This window comes from Bradyrhizobium sp. CCGB20 (assembly GCF_024199855.1).
Taxonomy (GTDB): Bacteria; Pseudomonadota; Alphaproteobacteria; order Rhizobiales; family Xanthobacteraceae; genus Bradyrhizobium.
The window spans coordinates 461,588-480,224 of sequence record NZ_JANADN010000001.1 but is presented as its reverse complement, the minus strand read 5'-3'; the positions used below and the strand labels follow the sequence as shown (position 1 = coordinate 480,224).

The following is an 18,637-nucleotide window of genomic DNA, read 5'->3' as shown; positions in this document are numbered from 1 at the left end:
GAATGGCGAATAGATTCTACTCGCCACTCCCTATTCGCTATTCGCCTCTTAGGCGGCTTCGGCCGCCAGCTTCTTGCCCTTCTCGACTGCCTCTTCGATGGTGCCGACCATGTAGAAGGCGGCTTCCGGCAGGTGGTCATACTTGCCTTCGCAGAGGCCGCGGAAGCCCTTGATGGTGTCCGCGAGGTCGACGAACTTGCCGGGCGAGCCGGTGAAGATTTCGGCGACGTGGAACGGCTGCGACAGGAAGCGCTCGATCTTGCGGGCGCGGGCCACCGTCAGCTTGTCCTCTTCCGAGAGCTCGTCCATGCCGAGAATGGCGATGATGTCCTGGAGCGACTTGTAGCGCTGCAGCACCTGCTGGACCTGACGCGCGGTGTCGTAGTGCTCCTGGCCGACGACGAGCGGCGAGAGCATGCGCGAGGTCGAGTCGAGCGGATCCACCGCCGGGTAGATGCCCTTTTCCGAGATCGCGCGCGACAGCACCGTGGTGGCGTCCAAGTGCGCGAACGAGGTCGCGGGCGCCGGGTCGGTCAAGTCGTCGGCCGGAACGTAGATGGCCTGCACCGAGGTGATCGAGCCCTTCTGCGTGGTGGTGATGCGCTCCTGCAGCGCGCCCATGTCGGTGGCGAGCGTCGGCTGATAACCCACCGCCGAAGGAATACGACCCAAGAGCGCCGACACTTCCGAGCCGGCCTGGGTGAAGCGGAAGATGTTGTCGACGAAGAACAGCACGTCCTGGCCCTGGTCGCGGAAGTGCTCGGCGACGGTCAGGCCGGTGAGGCCGACGCGGGCGCGGGCGCCGGGCGGCTCGTTCATCTGGCCGAACACCAGCGCGCACTTCGACTTCACGCTCGGATCCGGATTGTGCGGATCGGCGTTGACCTTGGACTCGATGAACTCGTGATAGAGGTCGTTGCCCTCGCGGGTACGCTCGCCGACGCCGGCGAACACGGAGTAGCCACCGTGCGCCTTCGCGACGTTGTTGATCAGCTCCTGAATCAGCACGGTCTTGCCGACGCCGGCGCCGCCGAACAGGCCGATCTTGCCGCCCTTCGCATACGGAGCCAAGAGATCGACGACCTTGATACCGGTGACGAGAATTTCAGCTTCGGTCGACTGGTCGGTGTAGGTCGGCGCGTCCTGGTGGATGGCGCGCACGCCTTCGGACTTGATCGGGCCGGCTTCGTCGATCGGCTCGCCGATCACGTTCATGATGCGGCCGAGCGTGCCGTCGCCCACCGGAACCGCGATCGGCTGGCCGGTGTCGGTCACTTCCTGGCCGCGCACCAGACCCTCGGTCACGTCCATCGCGATCGTGCGCACGGTGGACTCGCCGAGATGCTGCGCAACTTCCAGCACGAGGCGGATGTTGCCGTTCTTGGTTTCCAGCGAATTGAGAATGGCCGGCAGGTGGCCTTCGAACTGAACGTCGACGACGGCGCCCATGACCTGGGTGACGCGACCGACCGGGTTAGCTGCTGTAGCCATGAAGCTCTCCTTCGAAATTCTGTACTTGAACGACCGTCGTTTAGTTCGTGCGTCAGACCGCCTCGGCGCCGGAGATGATCTCGATCAGCTCCTTGGTGATCTGGGCTTGACGGGTTCGGTTGTAGATCTGGGTTTGCTTGCGAATCATTTCACCCGCGTTGCGGGTGGCGTTGTCCATCGAGCTCATTTGCGCGCCGTAGAACGAGGCGTTGTTTTCCAGCAACGCGCGGAAGATCTGCACCGCGATATTGCGCGGCAACAGGCCGGACAGCAGCTCGTCCTCTTCCGGCTCGTATTCGTAGGACGTCGTCGCCGCGTTCGCCGCCTTTTCCTCGACGACCAGCGGAATGATCTGCTGCGCGGTCGGGATCTGGGCAATCACCGACTTGAACTGCGCGTAGAACAACGTGCAGACGTCGAACTCGCCGTTGTCGAAACGGGCCAGCACCTTCTTGGCGATGTCCTCGGCGTTGACGAAGCCGAGCTGGCGAACGCTGCGCAGGTCGAGATGCTCGACGATCTGCTTGTCGAACAGGCGGCGGAGCTGCTCGTAGCCCTTGCGGCCGACGCAGAAGAATTTGACTTCCTTGCCCTGCGCGATCAGCGCCTGGGCGCGTTCGCGCGCGAGGCGAACGATCGAGGAGTTGAAGGCGCCAGACAGGCCGCGCTCGCCGGTGCAGACCAGCAGCAGGTGGACCTGGTCCCTGCCGGTGCCGGACAGCAGCGCCGGCGCGCCGGGCGAACCCGCGGCAGCGCTGGCGATGTTGGAGATCACCGCGCTCATCTTGTCGGCATAAGGCCGCGCCGCCTCGGCCGCCTGCTGGGCACGGCGCAATCTGGACGCCGCGACCATCTGCATCGCCTTGGTGATCTTCTGCGTCGCCTTGGTGGAGGCGATGCGGACGCGCATGTCTTTAAGTGACGCCATTCTTCGTTCACCCCGGCGGTTCGACGCAACATCGAACCGCTAGCCTGTCCCTAACGCGATGCCCGGCCGGGCGCCGGGCACGCTTCGTATTGTCTTGCCTCTCGCGAAGCGGTCATGGCCGGTAGACCCGGCCATGCAGCAATCAGGCGAAGCTCTTGGCGTAGCCTTCGACCGCCGACTTCAGCTTGGCGGCGGTGTCGTCGGAGAGATCGCGGCTGTCCCGGATCGCGGTGAGGATGTCGGCGTTCTTGCCGCGCAGCAGCGACAGCAGGCCGTCCTCGAACGCGCGCACCTTGTTGAGCGGCAGCGGATCGAGATAGCCGTTGGTGCCGGCCCAGATCACGCAGACCTGCTCTTCCATCTTCAGCGGTGCGAACTGCGGCTGCTTCAGGAGCTCGGTCAGGCGCGAACCGCGGTTGAGCAGGCGCTGGGTCGAGGCGTCGAGATCGGAGCCGAACTGCGCGAACGCCGCCATTTCGCGGTACTGCGCGAGCTCGCCCTTGATCTTGCCGGCGACCTTCTTGGTGGCCTTGGTCTGCGCGGAAGAACCGACGCGCGACACCGACAGACCGACGTTCACCGCGGGACGGATGCCCTGGAAGAACAGGTCGGTTTCCAGGAAGATCTGGCCGTCGGTGATCGAGATGACGTTGGTCGGGATGTAGGCCGACACGTCGTTGGCCTGGGTTTCGATGACCGGCAGCGCCGTCAGCGAGCCCGAGCCCTGGTCCTTGTTCAGCTTCGCCGCGCGCTCGAGCAGGCGGGAGTGCAGATAGAACACGTCGCCCGGATAGGCTTCGCGGCCCGGCGGGCGGCGCAGCAGCAGCGACATCTGGCGGTAGGCGACGGCCTGCTTGGACAGATCGTCATAGATGATGACGGCGTGCATGCCGTTGTCGCGGAAGTATTCGCCCATGGTGCAGCCGGTGAACGGCGCGATGTACTGCATCGGCGCCGGATCCGAAGCGGTGGCGGCGACGACGATCGAGTATTCGAGCGCGCCCTGCTCTTCCAGCACCTTCACGAACTGGGCGACGGTCGAACGCTTCTGGCCGATCGCGACGTAGACGCAATACAGCTTGATGTTCTCGTCCGGCTGCGCGTTGAGCGGCTTCTGGTTCAGGATGGTGTCGAGCGCGATCGCGGTCTTGCCGGTCTGACGGTCGCCGATGATCAGCTCGCGCTGGCCGCGGCCGATCGGGATCAGGGCGTCGATCGCCTTGAGGCCGGTCGCCATCGGCTCGTTCACCGACTTGCGCGGAATGATGCCGGGCGCCTTGACGTCGACGCGCATGCGCTTGTCGGCCTGGATCGGACCCTTGCCGTCGATGGGGTTGCCGAGCGCGTCGACGACGCGGCCGAGCAGGCCCTTGCCGACCGGCGCGTCCACGATGGCGCGGGTGCGCTTGACGGTCTGGCCTTCCTTGATCTCGCGGTCGGCGCCGAAAATAACGACACCGACGTTGTCGGTTTCGAGGTTCAGCGCCATGCCGCGGGTGCCGTTCTCGAACTCGACCATTTCACCGGCCTGGACGTTGTCCAGACCGTAGACGCGGGCAATACCGTCGCCGACGGACAGCACCTGTCCGACTTCGGAAACTTCAGCTTCCTGGCCGAAATTCTTGATCTGGTCCTTGAGGATCGCGGAAATTTCCGCGGCGCGGATGTCCATCAGCCTGCCTCTTTCATCGCGTGCTTGATCGAATTGAGTTTGGTGCGAAGCGAACTATCGATCATGCGGCTGCCAAGCTTGACCACGAGGCCACCGATGATCGAGGGATCGACCTTCACGTTGAGCGCGACGTCCTTGCCGGTCACCGACTTCAGGGCAACCTTGAGGGCGTCGAGATTCTTGTCCGAAAGCGCTTCCGCCACGGTGACGTCGGCCGTCGTCTCGCCCTTGAACTTGGCGACGAGGGCGCGATAGGCGCGAATGACGTCAGCCACCGCGAACAGGCGGCGGTTGGCGGTCAGGACCTTCAGGAAATTGGCGGAGATGCCGGCTATGCCCGCCTTGTCCAGCACGGCCGAGAGGGCCCTGGACTGGGCATCGGCCGCGAAAACCGGGCTGCGGACGAGGCGCTTCAGATCGGCGCTTTCGTTCAGCAAGGCCTCGAATTTATCGAGATCGGCCTTGACCTCGTCGACCACTTTCTGGTCGCGGGCCAGTTCAAACAAGGCCGTTGCATAACGACCGGACACACCTGAAACGGACGTATCTTCTGCAGCCACAGACGCGCTCTTTTTGCTGTCAAATTCGCAAGGGAAAAACCGTCGCCACAACGCGGCGCCAAGCGATCCAAGCCCTTGGAATTCAAGCGGGACTTCGATTTTCGGCCGACACGGGAGGTGCCGGATCCGTTAAAATCGCGGCTTTGCTATCATAGCAGGCGCGCACGTGCAACATGACGCCAAATTAAAGGCACGACCTTCTGTCGCCAGTTCGTCGCAGACGACGGCGCCGCGTCAGCGAACTGCCACGACACGGAATTGCCGCGAGCATTGCGGCGGCCCGACGCCCATTCGTTCCTGCTCCCAGCGCATAGCCGCCATGAACACAGATCGCTGAGGCGTGATTCCGATCCCGTCGGTTCCACCTTCCGAATACTTACCCAATTCTAAATATCGGGAACAACAACTTCGATCTACAGTATTCGCAAGTAATCTTTAGATTAACAAATCGTTAAAGCCGAAAGATACGGAGCATCGGCTGAATATCGGCCGCCGGTAACAAGATATTACACGACGACATAGAACAGATTTACTGCCCAATTCACGCCTCATTAGGAATCGAAACGCGATCCCGCTCACAAACTGATAGGGGCTCCTCTTGCCACATATGTGGCAATACTAGCTTAGGGACTGATAAATGCTGTCTTTGAAGACGCTGGGCGTGACCCGGCCGCGTACGGCGATCGCTTTCATCGCCGCAACCCTGGTCGTCGGTGGAACCGCCACCGAAGCCTCTGCCAAATCCCGGCATCACCACCGCTATTCTCACCATCATCACCGCCACCACGCCCAGAACGATACCAACACGACCGCCGATTGGCGCAACGCCAATGCGTCGATGACGCCGTCGTCGGGCACGGGCCGCAGCTTCTCCGGCATGGCCTCCTACTACGGCAACGAATCCGGGAGCAGGACTGCCTCGGGCCAGCGCTTCAACCAGAACGCCATGACCGCGGCGCATCGTTCGCTGCCGTTCGGCACCAAGCTGCGCGTCACCCATGGCAGCTCGAGCGTCATCGTCACCATCAATGACCGTGGTCCGTTCATTCGCGGCCGGGTTCTCGATCTCTCCACGGGCGCTGCCCGCGCCATCGGCCTCACCGGTGCCGGCGTCGGCCGCGTCACCGCGGAGGTCGTCTCCTAAGGCGTGAGATGCGCCTCACCGCAGTTCCCGTCAGCGTCCGCATGGACCTGTGAGCGACGGGATCAGCGGGTAAAACAAGCCCGCCGTCTTGGGGGACGGCGGGTTTTTCTATTCTTCCGTCATTGCGAGCGAAGCGAAGCAATCCAGAGTCTTTCCGCGGAGACTGTCTGGATTGCTTCGCTTCGCTTGCAATGACGGGGGAGAACTACAAAAAGCTCTGCGGGTCGACGTCCACTTCGAGCTTCTGATTGCCCTTCGGCTTCGGGCACACGGCGAGCCAGTTGCGCAGATAGTCCGACAGATCAAAACCGCGCGCCGATTTCACCAGGATGCGGAAGCGGTAACGGCCCTTGATCACGGCGAGCGGCGCCTCCGCCGGACCCAGCACCACGACGCGCTCGTCGCGCGGGGCGAGCGCAACGAGGCGGCGGCCAAGGCCTTCGGCGCTCGGACGGTCGCCTGCCGAGATGATCAGGCTCGCGAGCCGGCCGAACGGCGGATAGAGCGTGCGTTCGCGCAGATCGATCTCGCTGTCGTAGAAGGCCTCGCGGTCGCAGGCGATCAGCGCCTTCATCACGGGATGATCGGGCTGGTGGGTCTGGAGATAGCCAACGCCGCGGCCCTGCTCGCGCCCGGCGCGGCCGATCACCTGGTTGAGCAATTGCCAGGTGCGCTCCGAGGCGCGCGGATCGCCGTTGGACAGGCCGAGATCCGCATCGACCACGCCGACGAGATTGAGCCGCGGGAAATTGTGGCCCTTGGCGACGAGCTGCGTGCCGATGATGATGTCGACGCGGCCCTCCGCGATCTCGGCAAGTTCCGAGCGCATGGTCTCGATCGAGGTGATGAGATCGCTCGACAGCACCATGGTGCGTGCGTTCGGGAACAGCGCCGCCGCCTCCTCCTGCAAGCGCTCGACACCGGGCCCGACCGCGACCAGCGATTCCTCCGCCGCGCAATGCGGGCAGGTCTGCGGGCGCGGCATCGAGAAGCCGCAGTGATGGCAGACGAGGCGCTGGCGGAAACGGTGATCGACCAGCCAGGCATCGCAGATCGTGCAGGCAAAGCGATGGCCGCAGGCGCGGCACAGCGTCAGCGGCGCATAGCCGCGGCGATTGAGGAACAGCAGCGCCTGCTCGCGCTTTTCGATCGCCGTTCTGATCTCGGAAGCGAGGCGCGGCGAGATAAAACGCCCGCGCGCTGGCGGCTCGCGGCGCATGTCGATGGCCTCGATATGCGGCATGTGCTGGCCGCCGAAGCGCGAGGGCAGCGCGATGCGCTGATAGCGGGTCTTGCGCGCATTGACCTCGGACTCGACCGACGGCGTGGCGGACGCCAGCACGATCGGAATTTTGGCGATATGCGCCCGCACCACCGCCATGTCACGGGCGTGATAATGTACGCCCTCGTCCTGCTTGTAGGCCTGGTCGTGCTCTTCATCGACCACGATCAGCCCGAGATTGGCGTAAGGTAAAAACAGCGCCGAGCGCGCGCCGACCACGACCGGGGCGGTGCCTTCGGAGATCGCGGCCCAATTGCGCGCGCGGGTGCGCGGCGTCAGTTCCGAATGCCATTCGATCGGGCGCACGCCAAAACGCTGCGCGAAACGATCGAGGAACTGGCCGGTCAGCGCGATCTCCGGCATCAGGATCAGCGACTGTTTTCCCCGACGGATCGCTTCCGCAACCGCCTCGAAATAGACCTCGGTCTTGCCGGAGCCGGTGACGCCGTCCAGCAGCGCGACGTGAAACGTGCCGTTGGCGGCGAGCGCGCGCATCGTATCGGCGGCGGTGCGCTGGAGCGGCGAAAAATCCGGCCGGCCGAATTCCGGATCGGGCGCGGGCGGCGGCGGAGGCGGCGGCATCGGCTCGACCGTCAGCGTGCCCTCGTCGACGAGGCCGTCAATCACGCCGGCCGAGACTCCCGCTTCCTTGGCCGCCTCGGACTTGCCGTGCAGCAGCCGGTCCGACAGCACCTCCATCACGCGCTGCCGCGCCGGCGTCAGCCGCCGCGGCGGATCGCCGACCAGGCGCACGCCGGCGCGCACCCGCTCGGGGCCGAGATTCTCGCCCATCCGCAGGCACATGCGCAGCACCATGCCGCGCGGGCTCAGCGTGTAATTGGCGACCCAGTCGACCACGGAACGCAACTCGGGCTTCAAAGGCGGGATGTCGAGCTTTTCGCTGACCTCCTTGAGGCGGTTGTGCAGGCGCGGATCGGGATTGGCGTTTTCAGCCCAGACCACGGCGAGCACCTCGCGCGGGCCGAGCGGCACACTGAGGAGATCGCCCGCCTTCAGCTCCATCCCGCGCGGCACCTTGTAGGAATAGGTCTGGTCGAGCGCGACCGGCACCAGCACGTCGACCATGCGGGTCGCGTTGGCGGGGGCGGCGTTGCTGCGCGACGAGTGATCCATGAAGTGTCTTGGAGGGAGAATCGGAACCTGGAGACCTCAAGGCTAGCGCCCCGGGGCGGCCTTAGCGAACAGTAAACGGGTGTGATGCGATATACTGTGCGGAATCATTACGTCCAGAGCGCATGAGCAAAGCGGCCGCCCCACAAATCGAGCTCGCCAGCGCCGATCCTGACATCGCGCAGGAGATGACGCGCTGGCTGTCGCATCTCGGCGCCGAGCGGCGGCTGTCGCCGAAGACGCTGGAGGCCTATGGCCGCGACCTCAGGCAGTGCCTGGATTTCCTCTGCTCCCATTGGGGCGAACGCGTCACGTTGGCGCGCTTCGCCGCGCTGGAAGCCACCGACATCCGCTCCTTCATGGCGATGCGCCGCGCCGACGACATTGCCGGCCGCAGCTTGATGCGCGCGCTGGCGGGCCTGCGTTCGTTCGGCCGCTTCCTCGAACGCGAGGGCAAGGGCAAGGTCGGCGCGTTATCCGCGATCCGCGCGCCAAAGGTTGCGAAGAGCCTGCCAAAGCCATTGCCGATGGCATCGGCAAAGCGCCTTGCGGACGCCGACGAGCGCGCCGGCGAGGAACGCGAGACCTGGGTTCTGGCGCGCGACGCCGCGGTGATGGCGCTGCTGTATGGATCGGGCCTGCGCATCTCCGAAGCGCTCGGCCTGAAGCGCCGCGAGGTGCCGCGTCCCGGCGAGGGCGACGTGTTGATCGTGACCGGCAAAGGCAACAAGACCCGCATGGTGCCGGTGCTGCAAAACGTGCTCGAGCTGGTGCAAGAGTACGTCGCGATGTGCCCGTATCCGCTGCCTCCCGAGGGCCCGATCTTCCTCGGCGCACGCGGCGGCCCGCTCAGCCCGCGCATCATCCAGCTCGCGATGGAGCGGCTGCGCGGCGCACTCGGCCTGCCCGACAGCGCGACGCCGCACGCGCTCCGCCATTCCTTCGCCACGCATCTCTTGTCGCGCGGCGGGGACTTGCGCGCCATCCAGGAATTGCTCGGCCATTCCTCGCTCTCGACCACGCAGATCTATACCGGGATCGATTCCGAGCGGCTGCTCGAGGTCTATGCGAGCGCGCATCCGCGGCGCTGAAGCCTGACATGAAGCTGTCATAACGCGCGTCCCTCTTGCGCGGCGCCCGCGGTTCGGTCAATCGTGAGGAACCGAGACCGGAGGGGAATCATGAGCGCACACGAAAGCATGGAGCACGCCGAGCACGCCGAACACGCGTCCGGCTCGAACAAGAAGATCGCGCTCCTGATCGCGATTCTGGCGCTGTTCCTGGCGATCTCGGAAACGCTCGGCAAGGGCGCCCAGACCGAATCGATCAGCAAGAACGTCGAGGCGGCCAATCTCTGGGCCTTCTTCCAGGCCAAGAGCATCCGCCGCACCGTGGTGATCACCGCGGCCGAGCAGGGCAAGCTCACGCTGGGCGCCACGACCGACGACGCCATGAAGGCGACGGTGCAGAAGCAGGTCGACGACTGGACCAAGACCGCGCAACGCTACCGCTCCGAGCCGGAGACCGGCGAAGGCACCGAGCAGCTCGCCGAGAAGGCCAAGCACGCCGAGCACGTGCGCGACGAGGCGACCGCGAAATACCATCACTTCGAGCTGGCGTCGGCGGCCTTCCAGATCGGCATCGTGCTGGCCTCGGCCACCATCATCACCGGCATGATCGCGCTCGCCTATGTCGGCGGCATCCTGACGCTCGCCGGCCTGTTCATGACCGCGCTCGGCCTGTGGTGGCCGCATCTGCTGCATTTGCATTGAGCTGATGCGGGGCGCTTGAAGCCACACAGACAGTGTCATGCCCCGGCTTGATGTTTAGTCCGGAGACATAGCTGACACCTGTTCGGACACATCACTGACAGGTTGGGCGTTGGTCAAGTCGATGGATGCGACCTGCCAGCTGGCGAAGAAGATTCCGTAGTGGCCGTCACGATCCAGCGGTCGGATGGCGAGACGTTCGCGTGCGAAAGCCTGGGGAACTTTCCAGAAGCGCCCCTTGAAGGAGATGTAGGGTCTTGTCGATGAGACCCTGCGCACGATCTCGCCGCTGTCATACGCGACGTTCGGAACGCGGGCCGGCATGGCACGGGCACTTGGCCGGAAGCGATCGGCAGGGACGTGCATATCCAGGCCCTCGTGGGGCCGCTCCAGATTGTAGACCGGCCGCCAGGCATCGAAGGCACGCTGGACTTCCGGGAGGGTGCGGAAGCGGCGCATGGCAAAGACCTCGGCCTTCAGGGTGCGATGGAAGCGTTCGTTCTTGCCGCGGGCCTGTGGATGGCACGGCCTGGCATGGACCACCCTGACGCCAAGCTTGAGCAGCCACACCTTCAGTCCGGTCCAACGAATGCCGGACGTGTCGCCCCAGGGTGAGCCGTTGTCGGTGTAGAAGGCCTCCGGCAGGCCATAGCAGCGGAACGTCGCCGTCAGGTGATCCTGCACGGTCAGACGCTGCTCGTCGGCACAGGCCTTCAGGCACAGAACATAGCGCGAGTGATCGTCGACGATTGTGAGCGGATGGCAGCGCGTTCCGTTGGCGAGCGGCAGGTGCCCCTTGAAGTCCATCTGCCACAGCAGGTTGGGAGCTTCCTTCTCGAAGCGGTGCCCCGGATTTGGCGGTGCATTCTCGCTGGGGCTGACCCGGCCGTTCCGGCACAGGATCTGGTGCACCGTTGACGGCACAGGCACCGTCTGCCCGCCCCGCTTCAGGCAATGGGCGATCTTCCGCGCTCCCCAGGCCGGATGCTTGTCGCGCACAGCCAGAACCTGCGTCTCGACCGCGGGCTCACTCCGCCTGGGCATCGCGTGCGGGCGCCGCGAGCGGTCGGCCAGCTCCCGATCACCGGCCTGCCAGCGCGCCAGCCACTTGTAGCCAACATCAGGACTGATGTTGAACCGGCGGCAGAGCTCGCGCCGATTGGCTCCCTCTTGCAAAGCAAGCCGCACAAACTCGTGGCGCTGATCCATTACTGACACCTCATTCCAAGGCATGGACGGCCTCCCGAATCGGACCAATCCAGCCAATGTTGATGTGTCAGCTATGTCTCCGAACACCCGTCAGTGATCTGTCCGGGCTAAACACTTGACCGGGGCATCCAGTACGCCGCGGCTTCTCGGTGTTTGATTTACGTCTCTGGAATACTGGATTGCCCGCCTTCGCGGGCAATGACACTGAGTATGTGTCAGCGCGCCTCGTGCACGCTCTTGCGGAAACGCTGGATCAGGCGGAGCGTACGTGACGACCAACCCTCGCCGTTGCCGGCGATCAGCTCGCGGACGCGCCGCTTGATCGGGTCGACCAGCTCGGCGGCCTTGGCGCGCAGCTTCATCACGAGATCATAGATCCGCTCGAACCAGTGCATCTCCATGAGCTTGTCGCGCGTCACGTCGAACACGAAGGCGGTGACGCCGACGCCGAGCAGCTTTGCGAACAGGATGGTGAAGACCGCGCTGGTCCAGTACTCGTGCGCGAGCAGCCACAGCCCCACCAGCTTGAGCGGAAACAGCGGGATGATCGGGACGGCGAAGACGATCAGCGTCATCGCCGGCGACAGCGCATCGACACGCTCCGACAGCCATTGCTTGAACCGGGCGAGCGGGATGATTGCGACAACCCGCGCAACGATCGGCTCGAGATGGTCCCACAGCCAGGCTTCGATCAGGAAGATGATCGCCAGCAGGACCCAGACCGGTTGAAGTAGGCGGCGTAGCATGTGATGTCCCGCCCGATTTGGCGCTGGGCGCCGCCTACATATGGATCGCCCGCTTGCCGACCGCAAGCGCGGCCTCCTTGATGGCCTCCGAGCGGGTCGGATGCGCGTGGCAGGTGCGGGCGAGATCTTCCGCACTGCCGCCGAACTCCATGAGAACGCAGGCCTCGTGGATCATTTCGCCGGCTTCGCGGCCGATAATGTGCACGCCGAGCACGCGATCGGTCTTCGCATCTGCGAGAATCTTCACAAAGCCGTCGGTGGTCTGGTTGACCTTGGAGCGGCCGTTGGCGGTAAAGGGAAACTTCCCGACGGTATAAGCGACGCCCGCCTGCTTCAGCTCCTCCTCGGTCTTGCCGACGGCGGACACTTCCGGCGTGGTATACACGACGCCTGGGATAACGTCGTAGTTCACGTGGCCGGACTGGCCCGCGATGATCTCGGCGACCGCGACGCCTTCATCCTCGGCCTTGTGCGCGAGCATGGGCCCGGCGACGACGTCGCCGATGGCGTAGACGCCCTTGAGGCTGGTGGCGAAATGCGGATCGATCTGCACGCGGCCGCGATTGTCCAGCGCAACGCCGGCTTCCTTCAGGCCAAGCCCATCCGTGTACGGCACGCGGCCGATACAGACGAGAACGACGTCGGCTTCGATCGTCTCGGCCGCGCCACCGGCAGCCGGTTCGATCTTTGCGAGCAGCGCCTTCCCATTGTTCTCGACACCCGTGACCTTGGAGCCGAGCTTGAACGCAAATCCCTGCTTTTCCAGGATGCGCTGGAATTGCTTCGCGATCTCGCCGTCCATGCCGGGCAGGATGCGATCGAGGAATTCGACGACCATGACTTCGGACCCGAGTCTGCGCCACACCGAGCCGAGCTCAAGCCCGATCACACCGGCGCCGATCACCAGCATTCTGCCGGGCACTTTCTCCAGCGACAGCGCGCCGGTGGACGAGACGATGCGCTTCTCGTCGATCTCGATGCCCTTGAGACGCGCGATGTCCGAGCCGGTGGCGATCACGATGTTCTTCGTTTCAATCACCTGCGACTTGCCGTCGGCGGAGACTTCGACCTTGCCGGTGCCAAGAATCTTGCCGGTGCCCTTGAGCACGTCGACCTTGTTCTTCTTCATCAGGAACTCGACGCCCTTGACGTTGCCGTCGATGCCCTGCTGCTTGAAGTTCATCATCGCAGGCAATTCGAGCTTCGGCGCGGAAACGGACACGCCCATCTTGGCGAAGGAATGCCCGGCTTCCTCGAACATCTCGGACGCGTGCAGCAGCGCCTTCGACGGCATGCAGCCGACATTGAGGCAGGTGCCGCCGAGCGTGGCGTTCTTTTCGACCACGGCGACTTTCATGCCGAGCTGGCTTGCGCGCACCGCGCAGACATAACCGCCAGGTCCGGTGCCGATGACGACGAGATCGTAGGTAGCCATGAGAGGAAGTCCCGTAAGTTTAGCGTGATGAGGATGTGTCAGCGTCCGCGCGGCGCGTCAGCGTCCGCCGGACACATCGAGAGTGGCTGCGGTGACGTAGGACGCCTCGTCCGACATCAGCCAGACGATGGCGTTGGCGATTTCGTCGGCGGTGCCGACGCGCTTCATCGGCACCATATGGGCCAGACGATGGGCACGGTCGGGCTCGCCGCCGGCGGCATGGATTTCCGTGTCGATCAGGCCGGGGCGGATGCCCGCGACGCGGATGCCTTCGCTTGCGACCTCGTAGCCGAGGCCGATGGTGAAGGAATCGATCGCGCCCTTGGACGCCGCATAGTCGACGTAGGTGTTCGGCGAACCGAGCTTGGCAGCGACCGATGACAGATTGACGATGACGCCGCCCTTGCCGCCGTGCTTGGTCGACATCCGCTTCACGGCTTCGCGCGCGCAGAGGATGGAGCCGGTGACGTTGACCGCCATGACGCGCTGGATGCGCTCGGCCGACATCTCGTCGACGCGCACGCCGCTCTTGCCGACGATGCCGCCATTGTTGACGAGCGCGCCAAGCGTGCCGAACTTGTCCGCTTGCTTGAACAGCTCGACGATATCGCCTTCTTCGGCGACATCGCATTTCACCGCGATGGCCTTGCCGTTGCTCGCCGCGATCTGCGCGACGACCTCGTCGGCGGCCTGCTTGTTGCTGGCATAGCCGACCACGACGCGATAGCCGCGCGCGGCCGCCGCGATCGCAGTTGCCCGCCCAATGCCGCGGCTGCCGCCGGTGATGACAACGACTTTATCCGTCACGCGCGCCTCCATTGTTCGACACGCGCCGTCGCGCGAGAGAGCGACGGCGCTCGCAGAGCATCAGGGATCAGAGATCGAGCACCAGACGCGCCGGATCTTCCAGGCTCTCCTTGACGCGAACCAGGAAGGTGACGGCTTCCTTGCCGTCGATCACGCGGTGATCGTAGGACAGCGCCAGATACATCATCGGGCGGACCTCGATCTTGCCGCCGACGACCATCGGGCGCTCCTGGATCTTGTGCATGCCCAGGATGCCGGACTGCGGCGCGTTCAGGATCGGGGTCGACATCAGCGAGCCGTAGATGCCGCCATTGGTGATGGTGAAGGTGCCGCCCTGCATCTCGTCGATTTTGAGCTGGCCGTCACGCGCGCGGCGGCCGAAATCGGCGATGCCCTTCTCGATGTCGGCGATCGACTTGTGGTCGCAGTCACGCACGACCGGCACGACGAGGCCCTTGTCGGTGCCGACGGCGACGCCGATGTGATAGTAGTTCTTGTAGATCAGATCGGTGCCGTCGATCTCGGCGTTGACGGCCGGGATGTCCTTCAGCGCCTGCACGACGGCCTTGGTGAAGAAGCCCATGAAGCCGAGCTTCGAGCCATGCTTCTTCTCGAACGCATCCTTGTAGTGGGCGCGCAGCGCCATGACGTTGGTCATGTCGACCTCGTTGAAGGTCGTGAGCATGGCCGCGGTGTTCTGCACGTCCTTGAGGCGGCGCGCGATGGTCTGGCGCAGCCGGGTCATCTTGACGCGCTCTTCGCGGGCGGCGTCATCGGCCGGCGACGGCGCGCGAACCTGCACGGCGGCGGCGGGCTGGTTGACCGGGGTCGGCGCGGACGCCGCACGCTCGATCGCGGCGAGCATGTCGCCCTTGGTGACGCGGCCGTCCTTGCCGGAGCCCGGAACGGTCGAGGCGTCGATGCCGGTCTCGGCCGAGAGCTTGCGCACGGACGGGGCGAGCGGGGCGTCGGCCGGCGGCGCCTTCGCCGCAGCGGGAGCCGGCGCGGCAGCAGCCGCAGCAGGAGCGGCAGCCGCGGGCTTGGCGGGCGCGGCGGCGGGCTTCGCAGCGCCGGCACCGTCGGTGATCTGGCCGAGCAGCGCGCCGACCGCAACGGTCGCGCCATCGGCGGCGATGATCTCGCTCAGCGTGCCTGCGGAGGGCGCCGGGACTTCGATGGTGACCTTGTCGGTCTCGAGCTCCACCAAGGGCTCGTCGACGGCGACGGGATCGCCGGCCTTCTTGAACCAGCGGCCGATGGTGGCCTCGGTGACGGATTCGCCGAGCGTCGGCACACGAATTTCAGTCATGGTCTTTTCCTTAAGGAGATCGCCAGTGCGGTCATGAATTCAAACGTCATTGCCCGCGAAGGCGGGCAATCCAGTACGCCGTGACCTTCGTGATCATAACGAACGCCGCAGAGTACTGGATGCCCCGCCTTCGCGGGGCATGACAGCATCTCAAAAACTTCAGCTCAGTGCTTCGTCCAGGAACGCCTTCAACTGCGCCTGATGCTTGGACATCAGACCAGTGGCGGTCGCAGCGGAAGCGGCGCGGCCGACATAACGCGGACGCCGACTCACGCCGTGCACCTGGTTCAGCACCCATTCCAGATAGGGCTCGATGAAGTGCCAGGCACCCATGTTGCGGGGCTCTTCCTGGCACCACACCACTTCAGCCTTCTTGAAGCGGGACAGCTCGGCCACCAGCGCCTTCAGCGGCACCGGATAGAGCTGCTCGACGCGCATCAGGTAGATGTCGTCGATGCCGCGCTTCTCACGCTCCTCGTAGAGGTCGTAATAGACCTTGCCGGAGCAGAGCACGATGCGACGGATCTTCTCGTCGGGGACGAGCTTGACCGCCTCGTTCGGCAGCATCTGGGCGTCATCATAGAGGATGCGGTGGAAGGTCGTGCCCTTCGCCAGCTCCTCGAGACGCGACACCGCCCGCTTGTGACGCAGCAGCGACTTCGGCGTCATCAGGATCAGCGGCTTGCGGATCTCGCGATGAAGCTGGCGGCGCAGCACGTGGAAGTAGTTCGCCGGCGTGGTCGGATAGACCACCTGCATGTTGTCTTCGGCGCACATCTGCAGATATCGCTCCAGACGCGCCGAGGAGTGTTCCGGTCCCTGGCCCTCATAGCCGTGCGGCAGCAGGCAGACCAGGCCGGACATGCGCAGCCATTTGCGCTCGCCCGAGGAGATGAACTGGTCGAACACGACCTGCGCACCGTTGGCGAAGTCGCCGAACTGGGCTTCCCACAGCGTCAGCGTGTTCGGCTCCGCGAGCGAGTAGCCGTATTCGAAGCCGAGCACGGCTTCTTCCGACAGCAGCGAGTTGATGACCTCGTAATGGCCCTGCTCGTGGCCGAGATGGTTGAACGGCGTGTAGCGGCTCTCGTCTTCCTGGTCGATCAGGACCGAGTGGCGCTGCGAGAAGGTGCCGCGCTCGGAGTCCTGGCCCGACAGGCGGACGTGGTGGTTCTCGTTGAGCAGTGTGCAGAACGCCAATGCTTCGCCGGTCGCCCAATCGATGCCGACGCCGGTGTCGATGGCCTTGGCGCGATTGTCGAGGAAGCGCTGGATGGTGCGGTGGGCGCGGAAGCCGTCCGGCACCTTGGTGATCTTGCGGCCGATCTCCTTCAACTCGGCGACGTCGACGCCGGTGACGCCGCGTCGTGCATCTTCTTCCTGGTCGGCGATCTTGAAACCGGACCACTTGCCGTCGAGCCAGTCGGCCTTGTTGGGCTTGTAGCCGGAGCCGGCTTCGAGCTCGGCGTCGAGCCGCGCGCGCCAGTCGGCCTTGGCCTTGTCGACCTCGCCTTCGGTCAGCACGCCTTCGCCGATCAAGCGGCGGGCGTAGAGCTCCAGCGTGGACGGATGCGCGGCGATCCGCTTGTACATCACCGGCTGGGTGAAAGCCGGCTCGTCGCCCTCGTTATGGCCATGCCGGCGGTAGCAGAACATGTCGATGACGACAGGCTTGTGGAACTTCTGCCGGAACTCGATCGCGACCTTGGCCGCGAACACCACGGCTTCCGGATCGTCACCGTTGACGTGGAAGATCGGCGCGTCGATCATCTTCGCCACATCAGACGGATAGGGCGAGGAACGCGAGTAACGCGGATAGGTGGTGAAGCCGATCTGGTTGTTGACGATGAAGTGGACGGAGCCGCCGGTGCGGTAGCCCTTCAGGTCCGACAGGCCGAAGCATTCCGCGACCACGCCCTGCCCCGCGAACGCAGCGTCGCCGTGCATCAGGAGCGGCAGCACCGAGATGCGCATGTCCGGCGGATCGCCGTGCTGGTCCTGCTTGGCGCGGACCTTGCCGAGGACGACGGGATCGACGATCTCGAGATGCGAGGGGTTGGCGGTCAGCGACAGATGGATGCGATTACCGTCGAACTCGCGGTCCGAGGACGCGCCGAGGTGATACTTGACGTCGCCGGAGCCTTCGACCGCGTCGGGGTTGGCCGAGCCGCCCTTGAACTCGTGGAACAGCGCGCGATGGGCCTTGCCCATCACCTGGGTCAGCACGTTGAGGCGGCCGCGATGCGGCATGCCCAGCACAATCTCCTTCACGCCGAGATTGCCGCCGCGCTTGATGATCTGCTCGAGCGCGGGGATCAGCGATTCGCCGCCGTCGAGACCGAAGCGCTTGGTGCCGGTGAACTTGGTGTCGCAGAATTTTTCGAAGCCTTCGGCTTCGATGAGCTTCATCAGGATGGCGCGGCGACCTTCGCGGGTGAACGAGATCTCCTTGTCCGGACCCTCGATGCGCTCCTGGATCCAGGCCTTCTGCGCGGCATTGCTGATATGCATGAACTCGACGCCGAGCGTCTGGCAGTAGGTGCGCTCGCAGATCGCGGTGATCTCGCGAAGCGTGCCGTATTCGAGGCCGAGCACGTGATCGAGGAAGATTTTCCGGTCGAAATCGGCCTCGCTGAAGCCATAGGTGCGCGGATCGAGCTCTTCGCGGTTGCGCGGGGCTTCGATGCCGAGCGGATCGAGCTTGGCGTGGAAATGGCCGCGCATGCGGTAGGAGCGGATCAGCATCAGCGCGCGGACCGAGTCGCGCGTGGCCTGGAGCAGGTCGGCGGAGGAGAGGCCGGCGGCCTTGTCACCGCCCTTGGCCTGCGCCTTGGCGGCGATCTTGGCGCCAACCGCCTTCTCGACTTCAGCCCAGTTGCCGTCGAGGGCGGAGGTCAGATCGTCCTGCGGGGTCAGCGGCCAGTTGGCGCGCTCCCAGGACGGGCCTTCGGCGTTCTTGCTGATATCGCCGGGCTGGTCGTTGAGGCTCTTGAAGAATTCCTGCCACTCGGCGTCGACCGAGGACGGGTCCTTCTCGTAGCGGGCGTAGATTTCGTCGATGTAGGTGGCGTTGGTGCCCTGCAAAAAGGAAGAGAGGGCAAAGGCTGCGTTCGCGTCCTGGCGAGACATACTTGAGTTCCTGGCGATTTCGGTT

At 64.7% G+C, this 18,637-nt stretch carries 14 protein-coding genes; 3 read left to right on the top strand and 11 right to left on the bottom strand.

Going from position 1 to position 18,637, the window contains the following annotated elements; all coding sequences use genetic code 11:
* Positions 1 to 48 precede the first annotated feature (48 nt).
* From atpD to NLM15_RS02215, 4 genes are all read right to left on the bottom strand, one after another.
* Positions 49 to 1,491: a F0F1 ATP synthase subunit beta gene (atpD, locus tag NLM15_RS02230; protein ID WP_254115065.1), complete on the bottom strand. Its 1,443-nt coding sequence runs from the start codon at positions 1,489 to 1,491 to the stop codon at positions 49 to 51.
* A gap of 52 nt (positions 1,492 to 1,543) precedes the next feature.
* Entirely contained in the window at positions 1,544 to 2,419 is an 876-nt protein-coding gene (locus tag NLM15_RS02225; protein WP_254115064.1) for a F0F1 ATP synthase subunit gamma, read from the bottom strand.
* A 142-nt stretch (positions 2,420 to 2,561) separates the two neighbouring features.
* Positions 2,562 to 4,091 carry a F0F1 ATP synthase subunit alpha gene (gene atpA, locus NLM15_RS02220; protein ID WP_254115063.1) on the bottom strand — a complete coding sequence of 510 codons (1,530 nt, stop codon included), beginning with the start codon at positions 4,089 to 4,091 and terminating at the stop codon, positions 2,562 to 2,564.
* A complete protein-coding gene (locus NLM15_RS02215) occupies positions 4,091 to 4,651 on the bottom strand; it encodes a F0F1 ATP synthase subunit delta (protein ID WP_254115062.1) in 561 nt (186 codons plus the stop codon). The genes atpA and NLM15_RS02215 overlap by 1 nt, the downstream gene beginning before the upstream one ends.
* Before the next feature lie 637 nt (positions 4,652 to 5,288).
* On the opposite strand from NLM15_RS02215, the gene NLM15_RS02210 reads away from it, so the two are divergent.
* Entirely contained in the window at positions 5,289 to 5,795 is a 507-nt protein-coding gene (locus tag NLM15_RS02210) for a septal ring lytic transglycosylase RlpA family protein (RefSeq protein ID WP_254115061.1), read from the top strand.
* A gap of 205 nt (positions 5,796 to 6,000) precedes the next feature.
* Here NLM15_RS02210 and NLM15_RS02205 read toward each other — a convergent pair whose 3' ends face one another.
* The gene (locus tag NLM15_RS02205) at positions 6,001 to 8,211 is read right to left on the bottom strand and encodes a primosomal protein N' (RefSeq protein ID WP_254115060.1); all 2,211 of its coding nucleotides are present in this window, start codon (positions 8,209 to 8,211) and stop codon (positions 6,001 to 6,003) included.
* A gap of 122 nt (positions 8,212 to 8,333) precedes the next feature.
* On the opposite strand from NLM15_RS02205, the gene NLM15_RS02200 reads away from it, so the two are divergent.
* Both NLM15_RS02200 and NLM15_RS02195 read left to right on the top strand, forming a co-directional pair.
* Positions 8,334 to 9,299 carry a tyrosine recombinase XerC gene (locus tag NLM15_RS02200; RefSeq protein WP_254115059.1) on the top strand — a complete coding sequence of 322 codons (966 nt, stop codon included), beginning with the start codon at positions 8,334 to 8,336 and terminating at the stop codon, positions 9,297 to 9,299.
* A 90-nt stretch (positions 9,300 to 9,389) separates the two neighbouring features.
* On the top strand, positions 9,390 to 9,980 hold the full coding sequence (locus tag NLM15_RS02195; protein ID WP_254115058.1) for a DUF4337 domain-containing protein: 591 nt from the start codon (positions 9,390 to 9,392) through the stop codon (positions 9,978 to 9,980).
* Positions 9,981 to 10,034: 54 nt separating this feature from the next.
* Here NLM15_RS02195 and NLM15_RS02190 read toward each other — a convergent pair whose 3' ends face one another.
* The 6 genes from NLM15_RS02190 to NLM15_RS02165 all read right to left on the bottom strand — a co-directional run bounded on the left by NLM15_RS02190 (position 10,035) and on the right by NLM15_RS02165 (position 18,612).
* Positions 10,035 to 11,210 (bottom strand): IS481 family transposase, encoded by a 1,176-nt coding sequence (locus tag NLM15_RS02190; protein WP_254115031.1) that lies wholly within the window; start codon positions 11,208 to 11,210, stop codon positions 10,035 to 10,037.
* Positions 11,211 to 11,401: 191 nt separating this feature from the next.
* Positions 11,402 to 11,932 (bottom strand): hypothetical protein, encoded by a 531-nt coding sequence (locus NLM15_RS02185; RefSeq protein ID WP_254115057.1) that lies wholly within the window; start codon positions 11,930 to 11,932, stop codon positions 11,402 to 11,404.
* Between the two features lie 34 nt (positions 11,933 to 11,966).
* A complete protein-coding gene (gene lpdA / locus NLM15_RS02180) occupies positions 11,967 to 13,367 on the bottom strand; it encodes a dihydrolipoyl dehydrogenase (protein ID WP_254115056.1) in 1,401 nt (466 codons plus the stop codon).
* Between the two features lie 57 nt (positions 13,368 to 13,424).
* A complete protein-coding gene (locus NLM15_RS02175) occupies positions 13,425 to 14,186 on the bottom strand; it encodes an SDR family oxidoreductase (RefSeq protein WP_254115055.1) in 762 nt (253 codons plus the stop codon).
* A gap of 55 nt (positions 14,187 to 14,241) precedes the next feature.
* Complete coding sequence (odhB, locus tag NLM15_RS02170) at positions 14,242 to 15,483, bottom strand: 2-oxoglutarate dehydrogenase complex dihydrolipoyllysine-residue succinyltransferase (protein ID WP_254115054.1); 1,242 nt, start codon at positions 15,481 to 15,483, stop codon at positions 14,242 to 14,244.
* A 159-nt stretch (positions 15,484 to 15,642) separates the two neighbouring features.
* Positions 15,643 to 18,612, bottom strand: coding sequence for a 2-oxoglutarate dehydrogenase E1 component (locus tag NLM15_RS02165; RefSeq protein WP_254115053.1), 2,970 nt, complete (start codon positions 18,610 to 18,612; stop codon positions 15,643 to 15,645).
* Positions 18,613 to 18,637: the final 25 nt, after the last annotated feature.